We start from the raw sequence: 24,580 nt of genomic DNA, 5'->3' as shown, positions 1-24,580 counted from the left end.
CCAGCACTATGACCCTTCTAAGCTTATGCCTTATTAAAAAATGCGGAAGTCGGGAAGATAGTATAGAAAAACACATTAAATTTTTACAAGATGAAATAGATGAGTTTGATGCAAAATTGGGTGAAGTAATAGGTGGATTAGTAGAACTAGAAGATAAGGTAAAGATATTAGAGACTGTACCTTTATTGATAACTACCCCAATTCAGGATAAGAATTAATAATTCTTATATCGAACTGGCTTTAATATACTCGATGAAAATCAAGAATTGCGTTGTCGTCTTCAGGGATCGTAGCACAACTGTTGAAAGTTAAAAAATCGTCTATTAGCGAGGAGACCGTAGGTCGACGAAGCAATTGTAAGTTAAAAGTATGATATAATAGATATCTATATGACAAGCTTCATGGATTCCCACGCTGTTCGCTCGCTAATAGACGGTTTAGGGCTTGCAAAGCTCATCGCAATGACGGGTTTTTAACTTTCAACAGTTGTGGTGATGTTCCTGCCTTCGCAAGGATGACATCGGTGGTGGTTAAACTTACATCTATAACAACTAATGGCTGTAATTTTTAAATTGCCCTGTAGCATTTAATGTCCAATAAACCTTATCAGTTAGTGATACCAACATTTACAGAACGACTAAATATATTTTTTAAAAACAATGTTAATTTTCCTCTTTTATTCTTACGCTCAATATTTTCTATACTATTAAGCCAAGTTATTTGAATGACTCGCCTCTCCCCTTCAAACGGCATATGACCATGCCACGAATTCTCAGAGCGAACAAATACTACAAAAGAACCAAATTCCGGAGGAATAATAGCTGCTGCACTTTCAAAAGTTTTTTTATCCTTTAATACCCGAAAACTCCCTCCATCCTTACCTTGTAACCAATTGTCATTTAAATATAATAAAGCCGTAACAATTTTAGATTTACTGTCATTATGGATTCTGCCATCAGATTTTGTTGACCACCTCCTTATAGTTATCATAAAAGGCTTATCTTTAAGCTCAATCTTTAGTTTTTTAGTCAAGATATCAGCAAGTTTAGGAGCTTGCAATTCTTGGATTAAATTTTTAAAAACTCCCTCATACTTTATACTTTCAAGAGGAAAAAAACCAGCACTTTTTATTTGGGGATAATCGATAGAAATGATATCTTTTTTATCTATATTAATTACATTTTTAGCAACCATATAAGTATAAGGAGAATTAGATACTAGAGCTGATTCCAATTCATCGAAATTTAGTAATGCAAAAGACATAAAATTATTAATTTGTTTTTAAATTAGGACTCTACCTTTTCTATAGCGATGGTTAAATCTGGCAGCTTAGTGATTTTTTCAATCTTTAAGCGAGCGGCTTGTAGTTTCTTTTCACAGTGATCTTTTAGTAAGACTCCTCTTTCAAAACTATTAATTGATGAATCTAAACTTTCCTCTCCCGTATCAATTTTTTTTACAATTTCTTTTAGTTCAGCTAAGGCAGCTTCAAAGCTCATATTTTCAATAGATTTTAAGTCTAGCATAATAATTTACCTCTTTCAAATTTACTTATGCTGCGAAGTATGTCCTCAGCCTTGCCTAATTGTGCAGCATAAGTACCCTTAAGTATTTTTATCGTATTTCCAAAATGAATGGCTGCTTCGTCTGTAAATTTTAATCCATATGTTGAAGGCTGGATACCCAAAATTGCTATAATTTTTTATATACTCTAGAATAGAAAATCAAGAATTGCGTCGTCATTATCCAAGATTCTAGCGGTACTCCTGCTCACCTCTTGTTTGTTGTCCCCATTCTCCGAATCATTTGAGTATATATATTAGTTCCTAATATACTTTCTATCTAGCTCGTTATATAATCTATAAATTGCCATTTCTCGATCTTTAATTTTTTTACTAGCAATTTTTAGTAATCTTTCTGATGACTTTTCAGTTAACTGAATTGATGAATGTAGTTGTTCAGCAAGCTTCTTCAGTGATTCCTGAATTTCCATAAAAGATTTTTTTAATTGAGCTTTAATAGATATAGAAGAATTCTCAAGCTCATTAAGCTTTACATACACATGTTCTACCAGTTGATTAATTTTATCTTGCAGTAAATTTAATTGTTGTTTGCGTCCCTCTATTAGGTATTTACTAGTCTCATTTATCTTGGCTTGTATTCTGATTTTGGAAGTAACTTCTAAATTCCAAGCTAGTCCAAGTTTGCTCATTACGTATATTATCCATTTATGGACATCAAAATGATACCACTTAGCACCATTGCGATAATCTGATGGGAAGGCATGGTGGAAATTATGCCAGTTTTCACCTAATAAGAACAAAGCCATCCACCAAATATCTCCTGCAGTACCTTTATAATATTGTTTACTACCAACGAAATGGCATAGAGAATTGACACAAAAAGTTGCCTGTTGTTGCAATGCTCTCCCCATACCAATAAACAGGAAACCAGCATATGCAGAATTGATAGTACCACCTATTAAGTAACCTATTAATGCTGGAAATACAATATTCATAAACGCAGCAATTTGCCAATAATATTTTAATTGCCATCTTAGCAATTTATTTTTACCAAGTTTAACCATAGTAATCCGGTCAATTGACTTATAACTTCCATCAATGATCATCCATCCAATATGTGACCATAAAAATCCCAAGATTTTATTGTCAAACTTTAATGGGCTATGCGGATCTTGATCTTTATCAGTATAACTATGGTGCTTATAATGATTTGAGGTCCAAGACAAGGCTGGTCCTTGTAAAGTAGCAGCTGACATTATAACAAGAATAAACTCCACCGCTGTATTTGTTTTAAAGGCATGATGTGACCAAAGCCTATGCAAACCAACACCAACAGTAATATTAGAACCATAATAACCGGCTATCAGCAAACCTATTTCGAATATACCTATCTTGTGGTTAATGTGATATTTTATAACCAAAAATGCAAGTAAAATTGGGTATATGATAAGCACAAAAAAAGTAAGCCACGAAATTCTTTTTAGCATATATCTAATCTTTAAATAAATTAAATGTTCTTAACTCCATAGCTACAATATAACATATTGCAACATATTGCAATATTACATTTTACGTTTCCATAATTTGTTAAACATCCGTTGTCCGAAATAGAAACTAATAATACCGGCAAAAATAGCCTGATCGTCTATATTCCATAAAACATCAAGATATTCTACGAGGATCGCCGTACTCTGTATGGTTCTATATTGTACATATTTGATGTAGGCATACATAATAAAAAAACTATAGGCAAGGACAGGGCTAACTGACCCATTCAACGCGTCAACCCAATTAACGCCTGATTTATATGTTGAATATAAAGTATTATTTTCAGCAATGTCTTTTGAAGCATCAAGTTCTGTTAGTAGCTTTGTATGTCCTAGTTTATTGATTTCAATTTGTCGATCTAAAAGATTAAGTGCATGTTTTTTATCATTTTGATCCTTTAGAATTTTTAAAATCTCCGGAATAATTGAGCTAATAAAGCCCGTTATTGAAGCAAGTAGTGTAATCATAAAATGCTCATTAAGTTTTAGTATAATATAATTATAGTAAAGTTTTTCTCTGCACTAATACTCGTATCCATTTTTTTTTAATATTTTTTTATTAATTCTTTGAATCACATATATACGTCAAATAAGTCACAATAGATAAAAATTTATAATTTGTTTATCAACTGTTTAAAACCTTCTTGACTCTATAATTATAGTACAATATCCTAAAAATTCCATATAATCCCAAATTATCCCAATTATAACCAAAAATTAGTTATAACTTAATTATGGGATAATATTTAAGCAATTTTGCTGTCATCCCAGCGTAGGCTGGGATCTGATACCCCATGTGGTAATTATTGAAAGGTAAAGGGTAAATGAATATTTTTTTATCAAAATATATAAACAATATTGATAAGAAAGGTCGGGTTTCGATACCTGCCAGCTATAGATTAACTTTGTCTAGTCAGTCGTTTAATGGGATTATTGCCTATCCTTCTTTTAGAAATAAGTGCATTGAAGGCTGTAGTTTGAAGAGGCTTGAGGAGCTAAGTCAAATAATCCAAACCTTAGATCCCTATTCTGAGGAGCGAGATGCTTTCGAAACAATCATTCTTGGTGAAGCTATCCAGCTTAGCTTTGATAGTGAGGGGAGGGTGATTCTACCTAAATCTTTAATAGATCACGCTGATATATCAGATCAAGCTTGCTTTGTAGGGAAGGGATTGGTCTTTGAAATTTGGCAGCCACAAAATTTTGAAACGTATCTTTCTTCAGCTCGGCAAATTGCTCAAAGTAACCGTTTAACACTGAAAAACATTAAGGATATAGTAGTATGATACAAGAGTTCGCATCATCTCATACGCCGGTTATGTTGAATGAAGTTAAAGAAGTCTTATGTCCTAAAGATGGAGGAAGTTATTTAGATTGCACTTTTGGTTTTGGTGGTTATAGCAGGATGATATTAGATTCTTGTAATTGTCAGTTAGTAGCAATTGATTGTGATCCAAATGTTAGAACTTATGCTAATCAATTGGTAAACGATTATCCTAGCAGAGTGAGCTTTATTCAGACAGGTTTTGCTGAAAGTTTTTCAAAATTAGGTTCGTTGAAATTTGATGGGATAGTTATGGATTTAGGGGTTTCTTCTATGCAACTTGATTCTAGAGATAGGGGTTTTTCATTTACCCATGATGGTCCACTTGATATGAGGATGAGCAATACGGGATATAGTGCTGCAGATTTTATAAATGAGGCTGATGAACAAGAAATAGCAGATGTAATTTATAAATATGGTGATGAATCTTATTCTCGAAGAATCGCTAAAAAGATTATAGAACACAGGTTATTAGAGCCTATTACCAATACAGCAAAATTTGCCCATATTGTTCGTAGTAGTATAGGTTTTAGAAAAGGTAAAATTGATTCTGCTACTAAGACTTTTCAAGCAATTCGTATTCATATCAATGATGAACTAGGTCAATTAGCAAGATTTTTAGATAATTGCAAGAATATTTTAGCACCAAATGGTCGGCTAGTAATTGTTTCATTTCATTCATTAGAAGATCGAATTGTTAAGAATTTTTTAAAAGCAAATTCTGCTAAGGTAGTTGCTAGGTCTAAATACAGTGTAAAGATTTCGCCTGAAGAAAGTTCTAAAGAATGGCTTAAAATTCTTACAAAAAAACCATTATGTCCATCGCCTAAAGAAGTTGCACTTAATCCAAGAGCAAGGTCTGCAAAATTGAGGGCTGGACAGAAAACAGGTAATGTATATGGTAGTTAGAGTATTTAGTTATATAGTTGTAGGTACTATAATTCTTTCTATTTATGGTTTATTTAGAGTCAAAGATAAGGTCATTAGTTTGCATTATCAGCTTGGGGAAGTTTCAAAACAACTAACTGATGAGAAAAACATGATTCACGTGTTAAAAGTCGAACAATCATACCTTATTTCTCCAGCTAGACTAAGAAAATTATCATCACTTTATTTACAATTAGATACTATTAAGGTTAAGCAAATGATTAGTGACCCTTTAGCACTTAATGAGAGTAAAAAATATGCAAAGGCTAATGAAGTAAGTGGCTCGTATTCTAGTAAAACCAACACTAAATGGCGTTATAAAACAATTGCTAATAATAAATACATACAAACTGTTTCAACTAAAAAAACAGAATATATTCGATGAAAATCAACATTAGTATGGTACTTACATGGAAAAAAAGATGTTATACTCGATGAAAATCAAGAATTGCGTTGTCGTCTTTAGGTATCTTCGGTGCTCACGTACTAAATGTACGCTCCGCTCCTCGACCCTTCGACTCCTAGCACTTCATGATTTTGATCTTCGTCTACCAACTCTTCATTTACGAGCAGTATATCCTGATTCGGTGTGGGATCTAAAAAAATACCTTGAAAGACTATTCAGTATTATAGATACGCTACTTTCGCAGAATAACATACTAATAAGCCATTAGCAGCAGTATGTAGATGGGTAACGATATATTTTTATTGGTATTTCTAAAAAATACTCTAACTAAGATGAAGAAAAATTTTGGTAGTATTATTTTATGGGATGTAGGTGCTAACAATACCAAAATCAGATTATTAATAGTCAGCTGTTGTTTTGCTATGTTTTTTTGTGGTCTATCATATCGCTTAATAATTGTTGCGACCAATGGCTATATTAAGCCAGAATATCAAGTAAAAAATAGTGACTTTAGGAAAGAGATAGTAGATCGTAATGGTAACTTATTAGCAGTAAATTTACCTTCCTCCTCATTGTTTGTCAATCCACAGAAAGTAATTAATCCTTCGCAATGTTTAGAAAGATTATCCAAGATATTGCCTGAGATTGATAAAATGAAGTTACTTGCAGAGCTACAAAGTAATAAAAGTTTTGTATGGATCAAAAGGGATTTATTGCCAAAAGAGCAAGAAGCGATATCAAATTTGGGAATGCCAGGTTTTAGTTTTGAACAAGAACAAAAAAGAATCTATACTTTTTCCAATTTATTGTCACATATTATAGGATATGTGGGTAGGGATTTGGTTGGTCTTGCTGGATTAGAAAGAACCTATGATAAGTTTCTAACTAATTCTGACTTTATACAGCCGGATCAACTTAAAAAACCTCTTGAACTATCTATAGACGTAAGATTACAAAATATCCTAAGTGAAGAAATAGATAGGACATTAAAGGAGTTTAGTGCAATAGGAGCGGTGGGAATAATTGTCAACCCTAATAATGGTGAGATTTTAGCTATTGTTAGTAAGCCGGATTTTAATCCACATTATCCTAGTAGAGCAAAGCCAGAAGAACTGTTTAATATGGCAAGTCTTGGTATTTATGAGATGGGGTCTGTATTTAAAACTTTGACTATGGCCGTAGCTTTTGATACTGATTCTATAGCAATGAACGATGCTTATGATATTAGTTATATGAAGGTAGGGGGATTTAATATAAAAGATTATCATCCAAGGCAAGGATGGCACAGTGTTCCAGAAATTTTCTTGCATTCATCAAATATTGGTGTTAGCCAAATTATGCTTGAAGTTGGGAAGAATGATTTTAAAAACTATTTAAAGAAATTAGGTTTACTAGATCAGCTTAAAATTGAGTTACCAGAGAGAGGTACTCCTTTGTTTCCATCTGACAAGAGGTGGAGTGATCTTACTACTGCTGTTATGGCCTATGGTTATGGCATTTCAATTAGCCCTTTACACTTTATGCAAGCAGTATTGCCAATAGTAAATGGAGGGATATTATATGATCTGACTCTAATCAAAAGGCACGATGAGCGTCTTGTTGGCACGCGTGTTTTTAGTGAGAAAACCTCTAAACAAATGAGTGAGTTATTTCGTTTGGTGGTAAAAGAAGGGACAGGACGTAGAGCCGATGTTAAAGGATATCTTGTCGGTGGTAAAACTGGTACTGCTGAAAAATTAACTTCAGATGGGCATGGCAAGAAAAAATATCTTAAGAATAGCAGAATGTCATCATTTTTAGGTTTATTACCAGCCATTGATCCCCAATATATTATTTTTATAATGTTTGATGAACCAAAAGGAACAAAAGAATCCTTTGGCTTTGCTACTGCTGGCTGGACTGCAGCTCCTACTGTTGGAAGAGTCCTTGAGCGAATGGTATCACTATATGGAATAGAGCCGGTTGAAAAAGGGGAAGGGTTGTGATATTGTTTCTACAGTAGTATCAACTATCTAAACCATATTCCAACTGATAATATTTTTCCTTTGCTAAATGTCTCTTGTTAGTATATACTTTATATATTAAATATATATTTAGGAATTATGAAAAATATTATCTTTTTAATTTTAACAATAATGCTATCATCTTGTGGTAGTACATCAAGTATACGTAACGCACAACCATCAGAGAGTCGGGTGGATTTTAGTAATTATGATTACATAATTATTAATGATTTTAAGGATGGTACTAGCAAATCTTCTAATGATCCACATGTTATATCAGAAGGTAAGAGATTTGCCGATATGATAGCAAGTTCAATTAAATCTAAAAAATTATTCGACAAAGTTCAACGGAATGTTGACTCTACAGATAGGGCTATACTTATTGATGGGAAAATAACTAAGTATTCTGAGGGTAATGCTGTTATGCGTACACTAATTGGTTTTGGTGCTGGTAGCTCTTACTTTAACGCAAAAATTAATATAAAAGATAACGAGACAAAAAAATTGTTAGGTAGCATAGATGCTAATAAAATGAGTTGGGCACTAGGAGGGGTAATCGCTGGTTCTCAAGATGTTAAATCACATATGAATTCTGTTGCTTTTAACATCGCTTGTGAGTGTGACTCATCTTCGAGATAAATATGAGCAGAAATTATGCTATAGAACGTGAGTATTATACGACGAGTGGAGTGTAGAATTAAATTCTCGTTACTGACTACATGTATGAACCTCCTGTAAAATGCAAGAAAAAAATAACATCTAATAGCAAAAATGCAAATGCATACATGTATCCGGCTTATAGTTAATAAATTATGTGTAATTTATCCTACAGCCCTGATGGAATTCGCTGGCTTACAAATTTACTATATACTTATCATTTTATCGGCTTCAAAGAGCCATTGTAGTCATCAGTTTTTTTGTAAGCTAAGGTTTGTCTTATTTACCATCAATATTATTATCTCACGCATATTCCGGGTTGGAATCTCTTACATATTCTTTGTTTACCTATTAATTAATAAACCACTATTTATTTTATTTTATGTTAATTATAATAGCTCTGTGCTACAAACTTTACTCTCTACATAATCATCCCCTGACCTTAGTACTGCAAACACCACTCTTGCCAGTTTATTAGCTACAGCAACTACTGTTTTATTATGTCCATTTCGCTCAGATAAATTAAACATCCACTGCGTAAATTTGCTAAAATCTTTTTTAGATTTTTGTTCTTCCGATGTAAATCTTATCTTGGCATTTAGTACAGCTCTAGCTCCTTGGATCAATAGAGTACGCAAGTAAACATCACCTCGCTTGCTAATTCCAAGCAACTTATCTTTCCCTCCACTGGAATGCTGCCTTGGCACTAATCCAAGCCATGCCGATAATTGCCTACCATTCTCAAAACTTGTAGCATTACCTATTGATGCTATTAAAGCAGTAGCAGTAATTAAACCAAGACCAAGTATAGCTGTTAATCGTTGATATTGAGTTAAGTTGCTAGCTATTATTTTTAATCTTTTTTCTATCTCTTTTATTTTTTTGTCATTATCTAAAAATTCCTCTTTCAGTTCACTAAATGTTTGGTAACCTAGCTGACTCAAATTTCCTTCATCTAAAATCTCAGTTAATTTTGTTACAACCTTATTGATCCCTTGAGGAATAATAAAACCAAATTCATGTAATAATCCTCTAATTTCATTCGCAAGTGCCGTACGGCTTTTTACCAATCTCTCTCTTACCAGATGAATTGACAAAATATCTTGTTGTTCTACAGTTTTAATTGGTACAAACCTCATATTAGGTCTTGTCACCGCTTCACATATAGCTTCAGCATCAGCTTGATCGTTTTTATTAGTTTTAACATACGGTTTGACAAATTGTGGAGCCATTAGTTTTACTATATGCCCCAATTTAGTTATTTCTCTTGCCCAGTAACTAGCTCCGCCGCAAGCTTCCATCCCTACCAAACATTTTGGTAAATTAGCCATAAATGTTAAAACTTGATCTCTCATTAATTTTTTCTTTAATACCGTCTTACCATTTTTATCTACACCATGAATTTGGAAAATTCTTTTTGCAATATCTATACCAATTGTGGTAACTTCCATCTTAGCCTCCTGATTGTTATTTTAATATTTAATATTAACTTTAGAAGATTAGCAACTGCTTTTCATTCTGTATATCAGGAGGTCCATACCATTATTTTATCATTTTGCAGATTTTGTCATTTGGGGCATCGTTAAATCAAATAAATTGAATAAATTTTGTTGAAACTCGCTTAATTTTGGTAATCTTATAACTTTGCAACCCTTGATTGTGTAATATAAAAAACATACTTTATCTAGCTCTCTTAATGCTTCCTCAATGGTCACATTATATTTACCATCCTTGGTTACGCCGCAACCTTGTTTCAACTTATTTTTCATATAGTGCCATATTTTTAATGCCAACATACAAACAAATACATGTCCCTTCGTTCTGTTGCTTTTCCTTAAAAAGATCGGTCTTACTTCGAGTAATCCTGTCTTCATACTGCTAAAATTCGATTCTACTTCATGTAAATTATGGTAAGCTTTATCAACCAATTCTTTACTCATCAGTTTAATTTCAATCTGTGTTTCAATCGCATAACAACCATCAAGAGCAAACAACTCTTTTTTCTTATCTTGATCAATTTCAACCACTATTTGGTTGCCATCTAATTTTAGGTTGATAAATTTATCTATCCGCCATTCTTTGGCAATTTTTTGAATATTATTTAAACCAAGTTCTGGCTTTGCTTTCTTATGGGTTGATACATATATATTACGCTCTTCAATCTTTGCAACCAATTTTTCAACTCGGGTATTCCTATCAAACTCAACTTTTCGGGCTATAGAACCATTTTTCCTTAAAATATATCTTTTACCATTACTGGTTACTTCGCATAGCTGTTCTTCAAAAAAACTATATTGCAAAACTCCGCTTTTCTCTAAGCTTTCAATATCAACTTTACTTAAGGTTGTAATATAGTCCCACCCTTCTTTGGTCAGGGCTTCTTTGCCTGTCCCCTTAATCATTCCTTTATCACCAACAAAGACTATATTCTTAATACCAAAATTAGATTTTACTAGTTCAATCTGCTCATAAATGGTAGAAGGATCAGCACTATTACCCTTAAAAACTCTAACAGCCAAAGGTTCGCCATGATCATCAGTTAATAGACCAATCACTATTTGCTTTTTACCCTTCTTTTTATCCCGATTGTACCCATATTCCGCAAGTTCATTCTCTGTTCCTTCGAAATAGCTGGAAGTGACGTCATATAAAAGCATAACAGGCGGCTTGTTATTTTTCTTTTGATAAGTTTTAAATAATTTTAATTCGATCTTTTCTTGGTTCTCTTCTAACCATTCTAGAGCCTGATATAAATGGGTTTCATCAAATGAATCGACAGATAATACATCAGATATCGCATGCGATTTCGCCCATTTCACGCTGGAAAGTCTAGACCCTTGGTGAGCAAAGCGTGCTAAAACCAAAAATAGACTCAATAAAGCTTCTTTGCTTCTAGTACCAAGAGCCTTAGTAATACCAATTTCATCAGCAATTCTTTTTAGTAGAAAAATAGTCCCAAAACTTTCACCAACCTCAGGAACACCATCTAAACCATCAAATTCACCTTTCAGCATCTTCTTAAAAGCCTCAATGCGTAAATCATCCCAGTTAGTTAAGTTAGCTAGGGTTTTATTTAATACTTTCCCGTCTTCGCGATAAGAGGTACGAAGCAATATTGCAGGACGAGAATTTCTATTTGGAACAGTTGTAATATACATGAAAGAGATTATATCTCTAAATTCCAGCATTGTCAAATAAAAAATATCATTTACATGACTACAAATCTTATAGCAAAATCCTTATAAACCTTACTTTCCTACCTCTTCAAACACTTCTCCCTCTCGAAGATAAGGTGTGAGGCTGCTAAGAAAAAGAAGAAATAGGACAAAAAAGAGTAGTCTAGGATTCATCCTAGACTACTTGACCTTTCGTATTTCTTGTGTTTCCTTAGTCTCCTTCAAATTCACAAATTGTTTTAACAATTGTTAAAACAGTTTGTGCAGTTAGTTGAAGATATGTGTATTTAGCCAATCATCTCCTACCTTGGTTTCAACAATAAGTGGAATGGCTAATTTGGGTGAGTTCTCCATAGTGGTTTTGATTAGGTGAGTGGCTATTTCTATTTCATCAATAGGAGACTCAAAAAGTAACTCGTCATGGATTTGTAGAATTAGTTTGGTTCTTAATTTTAATTCCCGTATCTTACGGTCAAGATCAATCATTGCCACTTTTATGATGTCTGCACTAGTTCCTTGAATTGGAGCGTTGATTGCTGCCCTTTCGGCAAATTGCTGTAGGAAGTGTTTTTTATCATGGATTAAGGGAATAAAACATTTCCGCCCGAATAGGTTTAGGACATAACCATGTTCCTTGGCATAGTTTTTTATATATTCCATATATTTTTGAATTTCCGGGTATTCTTCAAAATATTTTTTTATGTATTCTGCTGCTTGTGCAGAGCTAATATTTAACTGTTTTGCTAGTCCAAAGCTACTGATACCATAAATAATACCAAAATTTATGGCTTTTGCTTTACGCCTATGTTTTGGTGTTAAATCTTTTTCGGTAATTTTAAATATATTACAAGCCGTTTTACTATGTATATCCTCACCATTAACAAAAGCTTGCTTTAAGGAGGGTATATCTGCCATGTTACTTAAGATTCGGAGTTCAATTTGTGAATAGTCAGCTGAAATTAATTTATGCCCATATTCTGCAATAAAAGCTGCTCTGATTCTGTTGCCTTCTTTCGAGCGAATTGGCACATTCTGTAAGTTCGGATCTTGAGAACTAAGCCTACCAGTGCTAGTTGAAGTTTGCAAAAATGTGGTATGTACCCTATTAGTTATTGGATTTACTTGCAGGGGTAAGCTATCCGTATAAGTATTTTTTAATTTAGTTAAATGACGCCATTTTAATAATAAATCGGCAATAGCAAAACCACTCTCGCTAATTTTTTCAAGTATTTCTGCACTAGTAGAATAAGACTTAGCTTTTGATGATAATTTACCAAAGGGTAGTTGCATTTTCTCAAACAAAATTTCTCCCAGTTGCTTTGGCGAAGCAATGTTAAACTTTGTATCAGTAATGGTAAAAATTTCCTGCTCTAATTTAGTAATTTCATTACCAAATTCATTTGATAGCTGTTTAAGATACTGTGAATCGATTTTAATCCCAGCTTTCTCCATTTTATCTATTATATAACATAAAGGTAAATCAATTTCTCTATATAGTGCTAAGGCATGATTATCCTTTAACTCTAACAATAGTTTTTGATAATCAGTACTAAAGCCAGTAATTATTTCTGCCATGGCTTCTAAATTATCCTTTTCCACCGAATCAAACGGGTCTTTTTGAGGTTTGCCAGCAGATATCAGATATTGCATTAGTTCTAGATCTTCGCATGAGTATATTTCACTATCGACAAAGAATTTTAATAATAATTTTAGTTTATAAGTGATTTTCTTAATAGACTTATTTTTTAGCAATTTGAGAATATCAGGCATAAACCATTGATGCAGATAGTTTTGGCGAAAATCATCAGAAAGTAAATCAGACATATGGCTAGGGGTTCTAGCTATAAACTTAATGTTGTAGCACTTATCATCAATCGATAAAATTATAGAAGGATTTTGTCCTAGATGATCTGATAGATAAATACTAACAACCCCATGATCTTCAGCTTTAATCGTCACAGAGTCAAGCTGTTGTTTAGAAGATATCTCCTGAACTATGACTTGCTTAATAGGCAAAGATTCATTGGTAATTTGTATTTGGAATAAATTTTCCACTCGTTTGTTTAGAGATTTAAAACCATATTCTGCTAGAAAGTCAGAGATTTGTCTATTATCAGGTGGTCTATATTGCAATAAACTAAAATCCAAGTCTATATTAACATTATAATCTAAACCAACTAGTTGCCAGGAAATTAATGCTAGATCCTTTGAGGAGTTAATGATTTCCCTTTGACGATCGTTACTGATTTGATCGAGAGACTTTAAAAGTTCTGCTAACGAACCAAACTGTTTTATAAGTGTTGCAGCAGTTTTAGGACCAATGCTTGGAACACCTGGTATATTATCTGACTTATCACCGATCAAAGCCATTACTTCCCTGAGCTTACTTGATCCTACACCAAATTTCTCTATCACGTCATCTTCAGATATGTATTTTGCTTTTATAGGGTCATACATTTTAGTATGCGAATTAATTAATTGCATTAAATCTTTATCAGAAGAGATAATAATAGTATTTTCTTGTAATGCAGTTGCTTTATTGGCTAGAGTGGCAATTATATCATCTGCCTCACAACCAGCTTTTTCAATTATTGGAAAATTTAGGCTACTTGCTGCTAGACGGATAAGTGGTAATTGATCATTCAAGTCCTTTGGTGTAGGAGGTCTATTTGCTTTATATTGCTCATAAATTTGGTGACGAAAATTCTTCCCACCAGAATCAAGAATAATGACAGCATGCTTTGGCTTAAAATCGTTCAATAGCTTTAACAACATGGAGGTAAAACCATACAATGCTCCAACAGCTAAGCCACTCGGAGAAGTTAATGGTGGTTGAACATGGTATGCTCTAAAGACAAATCCATAACCATCAATTATTAATAAAGTATTTTTGTTAATTGTTTCGTTGGTCATTTTGTTATTAGGACAAATGGTTATGTTTATGTAGTATACAACAATTATAATTTGCACTAAGCTTAAATAGTAATATTTTATAAAATATTACTATTTAAGCTGAAACAGTCTTTTCCACAAGCCTATTGATTGATATTTGAGTTTTTGACTTTTTGGACAAGTAGTAAAAGCCGGTGATTCCAATAAGGCAACAAATTGGAACTATAGAAATTGCCATAATAAAATCAAAGCGACTATAAATAGGTACAGCTGATTCACTTAGTAGACCATCCCAGTTGTAAGATATTAAATTACTCATAATTTTATGAAAAAAATGTCCGAATGACATATTAATGCAATTGACTATCGCAATAGCAAGTCCAGCAGATTTATCTGTAACAAGGTTACCTACAACAGTAAAAATTAGAACTTGATAACAACAAAAAACTCCTAATAAAAACATTAGAGAACTACTAATAAAGAAATTTAATGAAGGACAATATAATAGAATAGTAAAAATTGCTACCGTTAGCAATCCAGTCATTATTATTATAAAATTAGATGATTTTGATAAATTAGCAATAAGTGCAAGTATTGGACCACCAAAACACATACCTATATAAACGAATGAGGTAACCAAGTTACTTTCCATATCATTCATTTGATAAACTTGTTTGAAGAATGGAATAGCCCATACATTAGCAAAACCTTCTAATGCTCCTACCATTAGACCACCACAAACTCCAATAAATAAAATAGTAGGATTTAATAAGAGCTTCAATATTGAAGATTTGGAGTCGCTAGTATTAGAATTACTTCTTATATCATCGGTTTTTACTAATAAAATCATTAGTCCAATGATAAATCCAACTAGAGCTAGACTATTAAAAGTTACGTCATAACCAAAATGTGTAAATAATAGCTTCATTGGAGTAATGCCAAATACTGCTCCAAGTAAGCCAAAGGTAAAGGAGAATCCAAGCATTAAGGAATGGTATTTAGCCGGGAAGGAGCTTCTAGTAATCTTAGCTACTGATAAAAAACCTACAGCAGAACCAGCTCCAATCATAAATCTACCAATGAGTAAGTAATTAAAATCAGTGCTAGCAACAAAAGTTAGAGTACCAAGAGAGGTAACTAAGATAGATAAGAATGTGACAATCCTAAAATTAAATTTATCTAGCATTATGCCGATTGGTAATTGCATTCCTGCATAACCTAGATAATAATATCCAGCAAACGTACCAAATGCTATGGTATCAATGGCAAATTTTTGTATAATTTCTTCTCTAAGAATTCCAGTTGAGAGTCTTAATATAAATTGAAAAGCAAAAAACAGGGTAGCAAGAGACCATAGTAAAAGTGGTTTTTTTAAGGATAAAGCTTTGTCCACAGGAAAATTTAAATTATAATATATTGTATTTTAAGGTAGCAAATTATAGTATCGATAATATTTTGTCAAATTTATTATTTTTGAATTTATAATTGCTGTTATATCGAGATTAAGATAATATTATAAGGTGATATGCTTTAATTAAGGGGTTTTATGCAATTAAGAAGATATTTTGATACATTTAAGAAAACAGCTTTTGGGTCTTGGCTTGCTCGATATAAAGAATTTTTTAAGGATGAAGATTTGAATAAAGATAAGTCAGTTGTACAATCTCAATTAAATGAAACTGATAAAGATTATAAAATAGTTATCACATCTAATGACGTTATTAAAGTATTAAAAACAAGTCAAAGTGAGTTGTTTGAAAAAGAAATAACACCTCATTTTATTGGACAAGTTTTTACAGCAATTACTAACCTGCAGTTGCAAAAATTTTCAGACTTCATATTAAGGTTACCTGAGAAAGTAGAAGAGTATATAAATTATTTTTGCAATGAGAAAAAAAATAATGGTTTTTCTCTCATTAAGTCTTTTAAAGAGGTTGTAGAAATAGATAAGTTAGTTGAAAAATTTCATAATTCACCAAATCAAGAACATAAAGACAATTATGAAAAAATTAAGAAAGGAATAGAGAGTTTAAACAATTTCATAGCTACTCATCCTATAATAGAAGATGAGGGGTCTCAATTATTAGGAGAAGTACCTGCTATATCTGAAGGTGTGGTTTGTAACCAGTTTGAGTGATGGATCAGTTTGAGGCATATTCGTTATTATTTATTGATAGTTTAGTAGGTAATTTAGTTGTAAGTTTAGATAGTGAATTAATCGTTCACTCTATGAGGATATTTGGTGTTTATAATAATTTAATAATAGTTACTGTCGCCACCATTGCTTCATTATTTGCTACTAGTATAAATTATTTCTTTGGTTTGATATTATTGAAAATTTTTTATTATTCTAAAAATGAACAGGTTCATACTAACCACCAATCATTTTCCCAATTTTTTTTAAAATATAACATATTTATACTTTGGTTTACGATAATACCGTTATGGGGCAAGTTTATTCCTTTAATTGCCGGTTTTACTAAAACAAGATTTTTAAGAGTTTTAGCTATTAGTGGTGTTGTCAAGTTATGTTATTATATTTGTATGATATAATTAGGGAATTTAATGAACCTTTATAGAGTCAACCCGTCTTCATCGTTTTTGGATATAGTAGCTGATTTTATTCTAGATAATTTTGCTAAAGAATCTATTAGTAATCTTAAAATTATATTGCCGAGTGGCTTTGCTTGTTTAAATTTACAAAATATTTTGATTAAGAAGCAAAATATTGCGATTTTACCGAATATTATCCCTTTTTCCAATATTATGGCTGAAGGTGAGGAAATATTTGGTATTACATCAGAAAATCTAGAACCTATAACGCTAGAGCCTATAACGTTTTTGCAAGAGAGAATTATATTAGCAGAAATCATCCATAATTACCCTAAGCTACAATTCAGTATAACACAATCTTTACAGTTTTGTTCAACAATAGCTGAGTTATTTTATCAGCTAGCTTGTAATAATTTATCGATAGATTCTGTAAATGAAATAGAAAAAATGAATCCATCAAAACATTGGAATGTTATTTATGAATTTCTTAAATATACCCATCATCAATGGAAAAAACAGATAGAATTGTTCGGATTGCTAGATCGTGTAAATTATCAAATAACTATGATGGAAGCAGAGATAGCAAGGTTGAAAAGAGCTGATACCAATTTAATAGTAGCGGGCATCATAGGTCACAATCTTATATCATGGAATTTCTTAAAGAATATTGCTAATTCGCCGTGTGGTTTTATAATTTTACCGCCTATTAGTAATAGACCTCTATTAGAATATGATAAGCATGAAGAAGATTGTTTATATAGCCTAAAAAAATTACTGACAACTCTAAATAAAGATTTATCAGATTTTCAGCCTTTAGGTAATGAGCAACAACATCATTCTATTCTAGATCAGATAATTTTTGAGGATATAGTCAATTCAGGAGAATTAGATAGCAGGTACGATGGAGCGAAGCCTATAGATAATAGGCGAGTGATTGAAGACGACGTTACAAAATTCTCATCAATTGACTATAAAGATTTAAAAACTAGCGAGTCTATAGATTGCATAAAATATTTTGAGCTTGAGGATATTTTTCAAGAAGCAGAACAAATAAGCCTGATCTGCAAACAGTATAGTGATAAGAAGATAGCTATTATTGTTAATAATCAAACAAGCAAAAGTTTTTACTGTAATTTTTTGACCAAATATTCCTTAGAATTTCAAGATTTACTAGGTGATAATTTAACAAAAACGCTAGTTAGTTCTCTAATAATTTCTGTTAGTGAAATATTATGTAATGATTTTGATATAAAAAAGTTATTCTTACTATTAAAGAATCCTTTTATTAATTGTAAATTAGTACCAAAATTAGAACTATTAATGAGCGGTAAGAACCGTTTCATACGGCAGCCTAGTCAGATGCTGTCTTTAGTAGAAAAAACCAATGATGATGCATTAATAAAGTGGTGTAAGAAACTAATAGACTTACTTTATACAAATAGTGGTAGTAGTTTTGTTAAAATATTAAAATCCTCGATTAAGATTGCTGAAAAACTTTATCCAAATATTTGGTATGAGCAGCCAGCTACTGAACTATCAACTTTTTTATCTAGCTTAATCAAAGATAATTGTGATCTAACATTAAGTAATAAAAAATGCTTTCCAGAGTTACTTAAATCTTTAATGTTTAGTTGTAAGTATTTTGCACATAATAATTATTCTAAAAATATAATTATTGGTAAAGCTGAAGATTTAATGTTACTTAAATTTGACCTAGTAATTTTATCCGACTTTAATCAAGGGAGCTTAGCTTCGTCATCAGCTGTAAATCAGTGGATTAATGAGCAGACGCTTAAAAAATTACATATTGCTACTGGATCTACCATACATCAATATTATTTCTATTTATTTCTGCATAATGCTCAAGTGATAATTACTAGAGCAAAAAGACAAGATGGTAAATCAGGTTTATTACCATCAAATTTATTACTAAAATTGCAATTTATTTTACAGAAAAGTTTGATTTCAGAAAATTATTTAACATATTTATCAGAAAGTGACTTAGTGGATGTACCAAATAATAGATATCTTTCGAAACTCGCTTGTGCTGAGGAATTTGAAGGAGTCACGGAACGCAAAACCGCAGCGTACTTAAGCGTACGTGAGGATTTGAGTACCGGAACGACGTACAAATTACCAGCAGAAGTAGAGTTTCAAAAGATATCTAATGTTAATATGGTTGAGTCAATTATAGCTAATCCGACTAACATTAGTTCGTCATTGCGAGGAGCTACTTTAGTAGCGACGAAGCAATCTAGGGAAGTGAATAGAAATGGATTGCTTCGTTCGGGCTTCGCTCCACAACTGTTGAAAGTTAAAAAATCGTCTATTAGCGAGGAGACCGTAGGTCGACGAAGCAATCCATATGACAAGCTTCATGGATTGCCACGCTCACGTACGTTCGCTCGCAATGACGATTTAAGCCTTACAACAGTGCTTAGCAATGACGGTTTTTTAACTTTCAACAATTATGGCTTCGTGCCTCCCCGCAATGACGTCAAAAATACTAATTGGGTTAGCCATAATCATAGTGGTTATGTATATAGTCCAATTTTTCCTGAAGTGATATCAGTTACTGATATAGAAATGTTAGTACGGAATCCTTATAGTTTCTATGCTAAGAAGATTTTGAATTTGAGAAGCAAGGATATGATAGGGCAGGAGCCTAAAATATCTGAATTTGGTAGTTTTGTTCATAAGGTCTTAGAACAATATTCTAAAAATTATGATAAGTTAGAAAATAACAAAATTGGATTAATATTGGAGATTAGTAATAATGTTTTACAGAATACTATTCTACCAACCTATACACAAAAGATTTGGCAAATAAAATTTATTCCTATTGCTGAGTCTTTTATTGAGTTTGATGAAAAACGCAGAAGTGATTTCCAATATATTTACTCAGAATGTAGAGGAGAAATTTCGTTAAATATTGGAGGGCAAGAATTAACAATAATTGGAGTTGCTGATAGAATTGAGGTAGATGAGCTTGGGGCAGCTGTCATTATCGATTATAAGACTGGTAGCTTACCGAGTAAAAAAGATGTAGAAGCCGGATTATCTCCGCAGCTAATCATTGGAGGTTTAATGTTACAGGAAGGTGGTTTTGCTATAAAAGTTCATAGCGTTAAACAGGTTACTTATGTAAAAATTTCTAGCTCGAAACCAATAATCCAAACTTTGGAAATAGACTTAACGAAAGAAGACTTAGAGCGTCATAAACAGGGGATGATGCGAGTACTAGAATATTATGTAACGAATAAAAACTTTCCATATGATATTGATTTACTAAAGTATGACGACTATGCACATTTGGCAAGGAGAGATTTATGAAGAAAATAGCCCGGCGTCATTGCGAGGAGACCGTAGGTCGACGAAGCAATCTATATGACAAGAGCTTCATGGATTGCCACGCTCACATACGTTCGCTCGCAATGACGGTTTAGGGCTTACAAAGCTCATCGCGATGACGATTTTTTAACTTTCAACAGTTGTGGACATCACCCTTAAAATATTGAGGACTATTATACCTACTTAAACTTGCACACTTGGTAATACTACTACACCTGGTGATACTACTAAACTTGGTAATACTACTAATTGTCTATTTGTTCTTGAATTTATTAGTTTAAAATGCTTATATAAAATCATTTTCAAAATCCACTATCCAAATCAGTGTATCATTATGTTAGAAGAAGATAGTTTTATTACTAATCTAGTAGATCAGGAATTTTCAGTTACTGAAATTTCTAGTAAGATCAAGGAGTTGCTAGAGAATAATTTTGGTTATATTAGAGTAAAGGGAGAAATTTCTGGTCTTAAGATAGCAACTTCTGGTCATGGTTACTTTAATCTTAAAGAAAATACAGCTATTCTAGCCTGTACTTGTTGGCGTCCTGTACTTGCAAAAATTAAGTTTGTACCAATTGATGGTATGGAAGTGGTAGCTAGAGGTAAGCTTTCTGGGTATGCAGGAAATTCACGATATCAGCTATCGGTAGAAGTCCTCGACCCCGCAGGTCTTGGTGCTATCATGCAAATTCTCAAGGAGCGGCAAGAGAGATTAGAAAAAGAAGGTATATTCAATAAACAAAAAAAGCCACTACCTTTTCTGCCTAATAAGATTGGGGTGGTTACATCAATGACTGGGGCAGTAATTAAGGACATTATACACCGTATTAATGACCGCTGTCCATCTCATATACTAATATGGTCAGTTGCTGTTCAAGGCGAAAATGCTGCAAGTGAAATTGCTAGTGCTATTTCAGGATTTAATGAATTAAATAAAGATATAAAACCTGATGTTATAATTGTTGCAAGGGGAGGGGGGTCTATAGAAGATCTGTGGGCTTTCAATGAAGAGGTAGTAGTACGGAGCGTATTTAATTCAGCTATTCCTATTATTTCTGCAGTTGGACATGAAGTGGATAATACTTTAATTGATTTAGTAGCTGACAGGCGAGCCCCCACACCAACTGCTGCAGCTGAATTTGCTGTACCTGTGCTTTCTAATTTACATTATACAATCAGTTCGTATTATGATGCATTATGCAGTCGTATTAATCAGCTAGTTAAATATGAACAGCAAGCAGTTAACTCTAATACTGACATTTTTAGGAGTATAACTACTTATATAGACTATAATCAACAACTTCTTGATGAACTCAGTTTTAGATTAACAGATTCTTTGCCTAACCTACTCAGATTTAAAGTGGCAAAACTTGACTCACTTAATATAGAAATATTAAATCCTCTAAGAATAGTTAATTATCAATCGTTAGAATTAGTGCATCAATCTAATTATATGCTAAAATCTATTAGCACTAAGTTAAAAAATTATGAGCATCAATTAAATTTAAATAATTTGCTACTTACAAGTCTAGATTATAAAACTGTACTAAAACGTGGTTTTGCGGTAATTAAATCAGAAGATGGAGAATTTATAACATCAAAAGTTGTTGCAAGCAAAAAACAAGAATTTAATATTAAGTTCTTTGACGGTGATATTAATGTATGCTGCAAAAACTTGGAATAGACCTTAATTTAGGAGAACTAATGCAAAATGCAAGTACTTAAAAGTATCATCCCGATTATTATTATTGTGCAAAACTTTTTTACCTTTGCTAATCCTGAGGATAGTAGTAATCAACTATCTAGTATTCAGGACAAATATTTTACTCAATGTACTGAAGAAATGTCTGATAAAGATAATCTGCTTGTTGATTGGTATCCACTAGAACCCTACCAATTTAGTCATATAGCTAAAAATGGTCACTATTGTGTTACTGGCTTAGATATTGAATTAATCAATAGTATTAGTAGCAAAATTAGCATTGGCGTACAATATGCTGATTCTGTGTGGGAGCGAGCAATATCAAATATAGGGCATGGTGACAGTGATATGGTGGCGGGAGCTACTTATACTGCTGAGAGAGCAGTCTTTGCCAATTTTTCTCTTCCATATCGATTTGAAGAAATTTCCTTATTTACTTTACGTTCAGCAAAAAAACAATTGAGTTTTAGTAATATAAATGAATTTTTAGCTCAGATACGTTTACTAAATTTCCGTCTTGGTATAATTAAAAAAGCTGTTTATGGTGATGCAAGAACGACTGATTACCTAAATCAGGTGAATAATAATGATATTATCATTAAATATGGAAGTAATCTAGAGTTATTTAATGGGCTGCTACGTAATGAAATTGATGGGTTTCTTGCTGACAGAATTTCAGTGGTAGCTCTTTCATTAAACTATATTAAAAAAGATCAAATAGAAGAAATCCCTACTGGTATTAAAACCCCTGTACATTTAATGTTCAGTAAGAAAACTGTATCTTCTAACATAGTCGTACGGTTTAACGATTCAATAAAAGAATTTGTCGATAGCGATGAATATAAAAAAATCGTTAAAAGCTATATATATCATATTTTATTGCCAAAATCTATTGATTCAGAATGGTGTTATATTATTGGAGTTATCGGGAGTATAGCATTCGCGATTTCTGCTATCACTATATCCTCTAAAACAAATGGCACGTTGTTTGGTACTTTTGTATTAGCAATGTTACCGTCTCTATTAGGATGTATTTTACTCGATATTATAATAGTACACCATGGTGATAATATAAAACTTGTTTTGACTCCATATTATACTTTCCGTGTTTTTATAACGGTACTTGTTGGCTTCTCTACCGTTAAACTCCTAGCTTATTATAATAAGCAGTTATATGAGGATAGTTTTATCCAAAAAATATGGAGTAATACTCTTGTTATTTGTGATTCTTTAGGGCAAGCATCCTTTATGATAATTGGCGTTGTAACCGTAATTGTACAAAGAATTGAACCGTTAGAGTTTTGGGGACCATGTTTTGCGTGTTTGACTTCTAGTGCTGGTATAATATTGCGGAATTTAATTTGTAAGCATGACAAGAATATGGAGTATATACCTAGAGAAGTTAATTTTGAAATATTTATATTATGGGGTGGAATTTTTAGTATATTATTAGATGCTTATGCTTATAATCCTAATTATAATACAATAAAATACTCTATTATTACGGTAATTGCAGGTGCTTTTGTCAGTAGGTTTTTAGTTCACTACTATAATATTCCAAACTTAACTTTTCGTTCGGATAATGGGAGTATTGCGAATTGATTCTTTTAGCTAATGGTGATAGAATTGATGTCATATATGGACGAAGTCCATGCAATCATTCCCGCGGGGGCAATACCACAACTGTTGAAAGTTTGCAAACACCTATACCACCAGCGTCTATTAGCGAGCGTAAGCGAAGCAATCTAGGAAACAATCTATAAATAAATGATGTTACTGGATTGCTTCGTCGACCTTACAGCCTCCTCGCTAATAGACGTATAGCTAAGATTAACATATGGCTAAAACCTTCTTAGGTTAACTATAAATAAAGGAGAATTAGATATGAGTAAAACAAATGATAAGGTATCAACCTTTACTAAAGCCGTCAAGCAAGTTTTTAAATCGGCTAATCATACTTTGAAAAATCTACAAGAAAATATTTATAAAAAAGAAAAAGAAGTATTAGATATAAGAACCTCAAAGATAAAGAAAAAATTGCCAAACAATCAGTAAAAATAGAAAAAAAGATAAAAAAAATAGAGGAATATAAAAAATTAGTTGAGCAAAGGCAAGCGGATTTATTAGCAGAAATTACTAAGTATAAAGAGTTAATTGCATTAGCAAGGCAAGAACCTCAGCAAAAACCTCAAGAAAAAAAGACAAAAGAACAACTGAAGTCATGGGAAGAAAAACTTAATGCATGCAACAAAGAGATAGAGGATTATAACAAGTTAGTTAACTCACATGATAAACAGCAAGCAGGAAAGGAGATAAAACAGGAACAAAAGCAACAAGAACAACAACAAAAGCAAGAAAAAAAGGAGATAAAGCAACAGCAAGAACTTTCCTATCAAGAAGAAAAAGAGAAATTTTTTAAAATATGTAGCGATATTTTAAAAGATCAAACTCATTTAGAGAAAATATTATCTCCTTTAGCAGAGGCAAGAACAAAAGAAAAAGGTATTGGTAAAGGTCAG

General features: G+C 32.4%; 20 protein-coding genes. 12 read left to right on the top strand and 8 right to left on the bottom strand.

Annotated features, from left to right (window positions below):
- The first annotated feature begins 8 nt into the window (after positions 1–8).
- Complete coding sequence (locus tag AAHN03_RS07375; RefSeq protein WP_342278656.1) at positions 9–218, top strand: hypothetical protein; 210 nt, start codon at positions 9–11, stop codon at positions 216–218.
- Between the two features lie 388 nt (positions 219–606).
- On the opposite strand, the gene AAHN03_RS07370 is transcribed toward AAHN03_RS07375, so the two are convergent.
- The 4 genes from AAHN03_RS07370 to AAHN03_RS07355 all read right to left on the bottom strand — a co-directional run bounded on the left by AAHN03_RS07370 (position 607) and on the right by AAHN03_RS07355 (position 3,538).
- On the bottom strand, positions 607–1,263 hold the full coding sequence (locus AAHN03_RS07370) for a 2OG-Fe(II) oxygenase (RefSeq protein WP_342278655.1): 657 nt from the start codon (positions 1,261–1,263) through the stop codon (positions 607–609).
- 23 nt (positions 1,264–1,286) lie between these two features.
- On the bottom strand, positions 1,287–1,526 hold the full coding sequence (locus AAHN03_RS07365) for an exodeoxyribonuclease VII small subunit (RefSeq protein WP_342278654.1): 240 nt from the start codon (positions 1,524–1,526) through the stop codon (positions 1,287–1,289).
- Between the two features lie 293 nt (positions 1,527–1,819).
- Positions 1,820–3,010, bottom strand: coding sequence for a fatty acid desaturase (locus AAHN03_RS07360; protein WP_342278653.1), 1,191 nt, complete (start codon positions 3,008–3,010; stop codon positions 1,820–1,822).
- Between the two features lie 75 nt (positions 3,011–3,085).
- A complete protein-coding gene (locus AAHN03_RS07355; RefSeq protein ID WP_342278652.1) occupies positions 3,086–3,538 on the bottom strand; it encodes a hypothetical protein in 453 nt (150 codons plus the stop codon).
- Between the two features lie 356 nt (positions 3,539–3,894).
- Here AAHN03_RS07355 and AAHN03_RS07350 point away from each other — a divergent pair, with 356 nt between their 5' ends.
- The 5 genes from AAHN03_RS07350 to AAHN03_RS07330 all read left to right on the top strand — a co-directional run bounded on the left by AAHN03_RS07350 (position 3,895) and on the right by AAHN03_RS07330 (position 8,369).
- Positions 3,895–4,356 (top strand): division/cell wall cluster transcriptional repressor MraZ, encoded by a 462-nt coding sequence (locus tag AAHN03_RS07350; protein WP_342278651.1) that lies wholly within the window; start codon positions 3,895–3,897, stop codon positions 4,354–4,356.
- On the top strand, positions 4,353–5,303 hold the full coding sequence (gene rsmH, locus AAHN03_RS07345) for a 16S rRNA (cytosine(1402)-N(4))-methyltransferase RsmH (protein WP_342278650.1): 951 nt from the start codon (positions 4,353–4,355) through the stop codon (positions 5,301–5,303). Before AAHN03_RS07350 ends, rsmH begins: the two co-directional genes overlap by 4 nt.
- On the top strand, positions 5,293–5,706 hold the full coding sequence (locus AAHN03_RS07340; RefSeq protein WP_341761203.1) for a hypothetical protein: 414 nt from the start codon (positions 5,293–5,295) through the stop codon (positions 5,704–5,706). Before rsmH ends, AAHN03_RS07340 begins: the two co-directional genes overlap by 11 nt.
- A 302-nt stretch (positions 5,707–6,008) precedes the next feature.
- A complete protein-coding gene (locus tag AAHN03_RS07335; RefSeq protein WP_375331027.1) occupies positions 6,009–7,712 on the top strand; it encodes a peptidoglycan D,D-transpeptidase FtsI family protein in 1,704 nt (567 codons plus the stop codon).
- Between the two features lie 117 nt (positions 7,713–7,829).
- Positions 7,830–8,369 (top strand): DUF4410 domain-containing protein, encoded by a 540-nt coding sequence (locus AAHN03_RS07330; RefSeq protein ID WP_342278649.1) that lies wholly within the window; start codon positions 7,830–7,832, stop codon positions 8,367–8,369.
- A 407-nt stretch (positions 8,370–8,776) separates the two neighbouring features.
- Here the strand turns inward: AAHN03_RS07330 and AAHN03_RS07325 are convergent, their stop codons facing one another.
- The 4 genes from AAHN03_RS07325 to AAHN03_RS07310 form a co-directional block, all read right to left on the bottom strand.
- Positions 8,777–9,838 carry an IS110 family transposase gene (locus AAHN03_RS07325; RefSeq protein WP_342278648.1) on the bottom strand — a complete coding sequence of 354 codons (1,062 nt, stop codon included), beginning with the start codon at positions 9,836–9,838 and terminating at the stop codon, positions 8,777–8,779.
- Between the two features lie 99 nt (positions 9,839–9,937).
- A complete protein-coding gene (locus AAHN03_RS07320; protein WP_342278647.1) occupies positions 9,938–11,545 on the bottom strand; it encodes an IS1634 family transposase in 1,608 nt (535 codons plus the stop codon).
- Between the two features lie 285 nt (positions 11,546–11,830).
- Positions 11,831–14,476: a DNA polymerase I gene (polA, locus tag AAHN03_RS07315; RefSeq protein ID WP_342278646.1), complete on the bottom strand. Its 2,646-nt coding sequence runs from the start codon at positions 14,474–14,476 to the stop codon at positions 11,831–11,833.
- 94 nt (positions 14,477–14,570) lie between these two features.
- Complete coding sequence (locus tag AAHN03_RS07310) at positions 14,571–15,848, bottom strand: MFS transporter (protein WP_342278645.1); 1,278 nt, start codon at positions 15,846–15,848, stop codon at positions 14,571–14,573.
- Between the two features lie 153 nt (positions 15,849–16,001).
- On the opposite strand from AAHN03_RS07310, the gene AAHN03_RS07305 reads away from it, so the two are divergent.
- From AAHN03_RS07305 to AAHN03_RS07280, 6 genes are all read left to right on the top strand, one after another.
- Positions 16,002–16,592: a hypothetical protein gene (locus tag AAHN03_RS07305; protein ID WP_342278644.1), complete on the top strand. Its 591-nt coding sequence runs from the start codon at positions 16,002–16,004 to the stop codon at positions 16,590–16,592.
- Positions 16,592–17,008: a DedA family protein gene (locus AAHN03_RS07300; RefSeq protein WP_342278643.1), complete on the top strand. Its 417-nt coding sequence runs from the start codon at positions 16,592–16,594 to the stop codon at positions 17,006–17,008. Before AAHN03_RS07305 ends, AAHN03_RS07300 begins: the two co-directional genes overlap by 1 nt.
- A gap of 12 nt (positions 17,009–17,020) precedes the next feature.
- Positions 17,021–20,341, top strand: coding sequence for a PD-(D/E)XK nuclease family protein (locus AAHN03_RS07295; protein WP_342278642.1), 3,321 nt, complete (start codon positions 17,021–17,023; stop codon positions 20,339–20,341).
- A gap of 352 nt (positions 20,342–20,693) precedes the next feature.
- Positions 20,694–22,043 (top strand): exodeoxyribonuclease VII large subunit, encoded by a 1,350-nt coding sequence (xseA, locus tag AAHN03_RS07290; RefSeq protein ID WP_342278641.1) that lies wholly within the window; start codon positions 20,694–20,696, stop codon positions 22,041–22,043.
- A gap of 27 nt (positions 22,044–22,070) precedes the next feature.
- On the top strand, positions 22,071–23,663 hold the full coding sequence (locus AAHN03_RS07285) for a substrate-binding periplasmic protein (RefSeq protein ID WP_342278640.1): 1,593 nt from the start codon (positions 22,071–22,073) through the stop codon (positions 23,661–23,663).
- Positions 23,664–23,945: 282 nt separating this feature from the next.
- Positions 23,946–24,116 (top strand): hypothetical protein, encoded by a 171-nt coding sequence (locus AAHN03_RS07280; RefSeq protein WP_342278639.1) that lies wholly within the window; start codon positions 23,946–23,948, stop codon positions 24,114–24,116.
- The last annotated feature ends 464 nt before the right edge of the window (positions 24,117–24,580 follow it).

Source organism: Candidatus Tisiphia endosymbiont of Myopa tessellatipennis, from assembly GCF_964031105.1.
Lineage (GTDB): Bacteria > Pseudomonadota > Alphaproteobacteria > Rickettsiales > Rickettsiaceae > Tisiphia.
Note: the sequence above shows the minus strand (reverse complement) of the source record. Positions and strands in the feature narration are given on the sequence as shown.

Bases quoted from the DNA above. Each gene is read 5' to 3' on its own strand.
- AAHN03_RS07375 (WP_342278656.1), top strand. From the start codon at position 9: ATGACCCTTCTAAGCTTATGCCTTATTAAAAAATGCGGAAGTCGGGAA.
- AAHN03_RS07370 (WP_342278655.1), bottom strand. From the start codon at position 1,263: ATGTCTTTTGCATTACTAAATTTCGATGAATTGGAATCAGCTCTAGTA.
- AAHN03_RS07365 (WP_342278654.1), bottom strand. From the start codon at position 1,526: ATGCTAGACTTAAAATCTATTGAAAATATGAGCTTTGAAGCTGCCTTA.
- AAHN03_RS07360 (WP_342278653.1), bottom strand. From the start codon at position 3,010: ATGCTAAAAAGAATTTCGTGGCTTACTTTTTTTGTGCTTATCATATAC.
- AAHN03_RS07355 (WP_342278652.1), bottom strand. From the start codon at position 3,538: ATGATTACACTACTTGCTTCAATAACGGGCTTTATTAGCTCAATTATT.
- AAHN03_RS07350 (WP_342278651.1), top strand. From the start codon at position 3,895: ATGAATATTTTTTTATCAAAATATATAAACAATATTGATAAGAAAGGT.
- rsmH (WP_342278650.1), top strand. From the start codon at position 4,353: ATGATACAAGAGTTCGCATCATCTCATACGCCGGTTATGTTGAATGAA.
- AAHN03_RS07340 (WP_341761203.1), top strand. From the start codon at position 5,293: ATGGTAGTTAGAGTATTTAGTTATATAGTTGTAGGTACTATAATTCTT.
- AAHN03_RS07335 (WP_375331027.1), top strand. From the start codon at position 6,009: ATGGGTAACGATATATTTTTATTGGTATTTCTAAAAAATACTCTAACT.
- AAHN03_RS07330 (WP_342278649.1), top strand. From the start codon at position 7,830: ATGAAAAATATTATCTTTTTAATTTTAACAATAATGCTATCATCTTGT.
- AAHN03_RS07325 (WP_342278648.1), bottom strand. From the start codon at position 9,838: ATGGAAGTTACCACAATTGGTATAGATATTGCAAAAAGAATTTTCCAA.
- AAHN03_RS07320 (WP_342278647.1), bottom strand. From the start codon at position 11,545: ATGTATATTACAACTGTTCCAAATAGAAATTCTCGTCCTGCAATATTG.
- polA (WP_342278646.1), bottom strand. From the start codon at position 14,476: ATGACCAACGAAACAATTAACAAAAATACTTTATTAATAATTGATGGT.
- AAHN03_RS07305 (WP_342278644.1), top strand. From the start codon at position 16,002: ATGCAATTAAGAAGATATTTTGATACATTTAAGAAAACAGCTTTTGGG.
- AAHN03_RS07300 (WP_342278643.1), top strand. From the start codon at position 16,592: ATGGATCAGTTTGAGGCATATTCGTTATTATTTATTGATAGTTTAGTA.
- AAHN03_RS07295 (WP_342278642.1), top strand. From the start codon at position 17,021: ATGAACCTTTATAGAGTCAACCCGTCTTCATCGTTTTTGGATATAGTA.
- xseA (WP_342278641.1), top strand. From the start codon at position 20,694: ATGTTAGAAGAAGATAGTTTTATTACTAATCTAGTAGATCAGGAATTT.
- AAHN03_RS07285 (WP_342278640.1), top strand. From the start codon at position 22,071: ATGCAAGTACTTAAAAGTATCATCCCGATTATTATTATTGTGCAAAAC.
- AAHN03_RS07280 (WP_342278639.1), top strand. From the start codon at position 23,946: ATGAGTAAAACAAATGATAAGGTATCAACCTTTACTAAAGCCGTCAAG.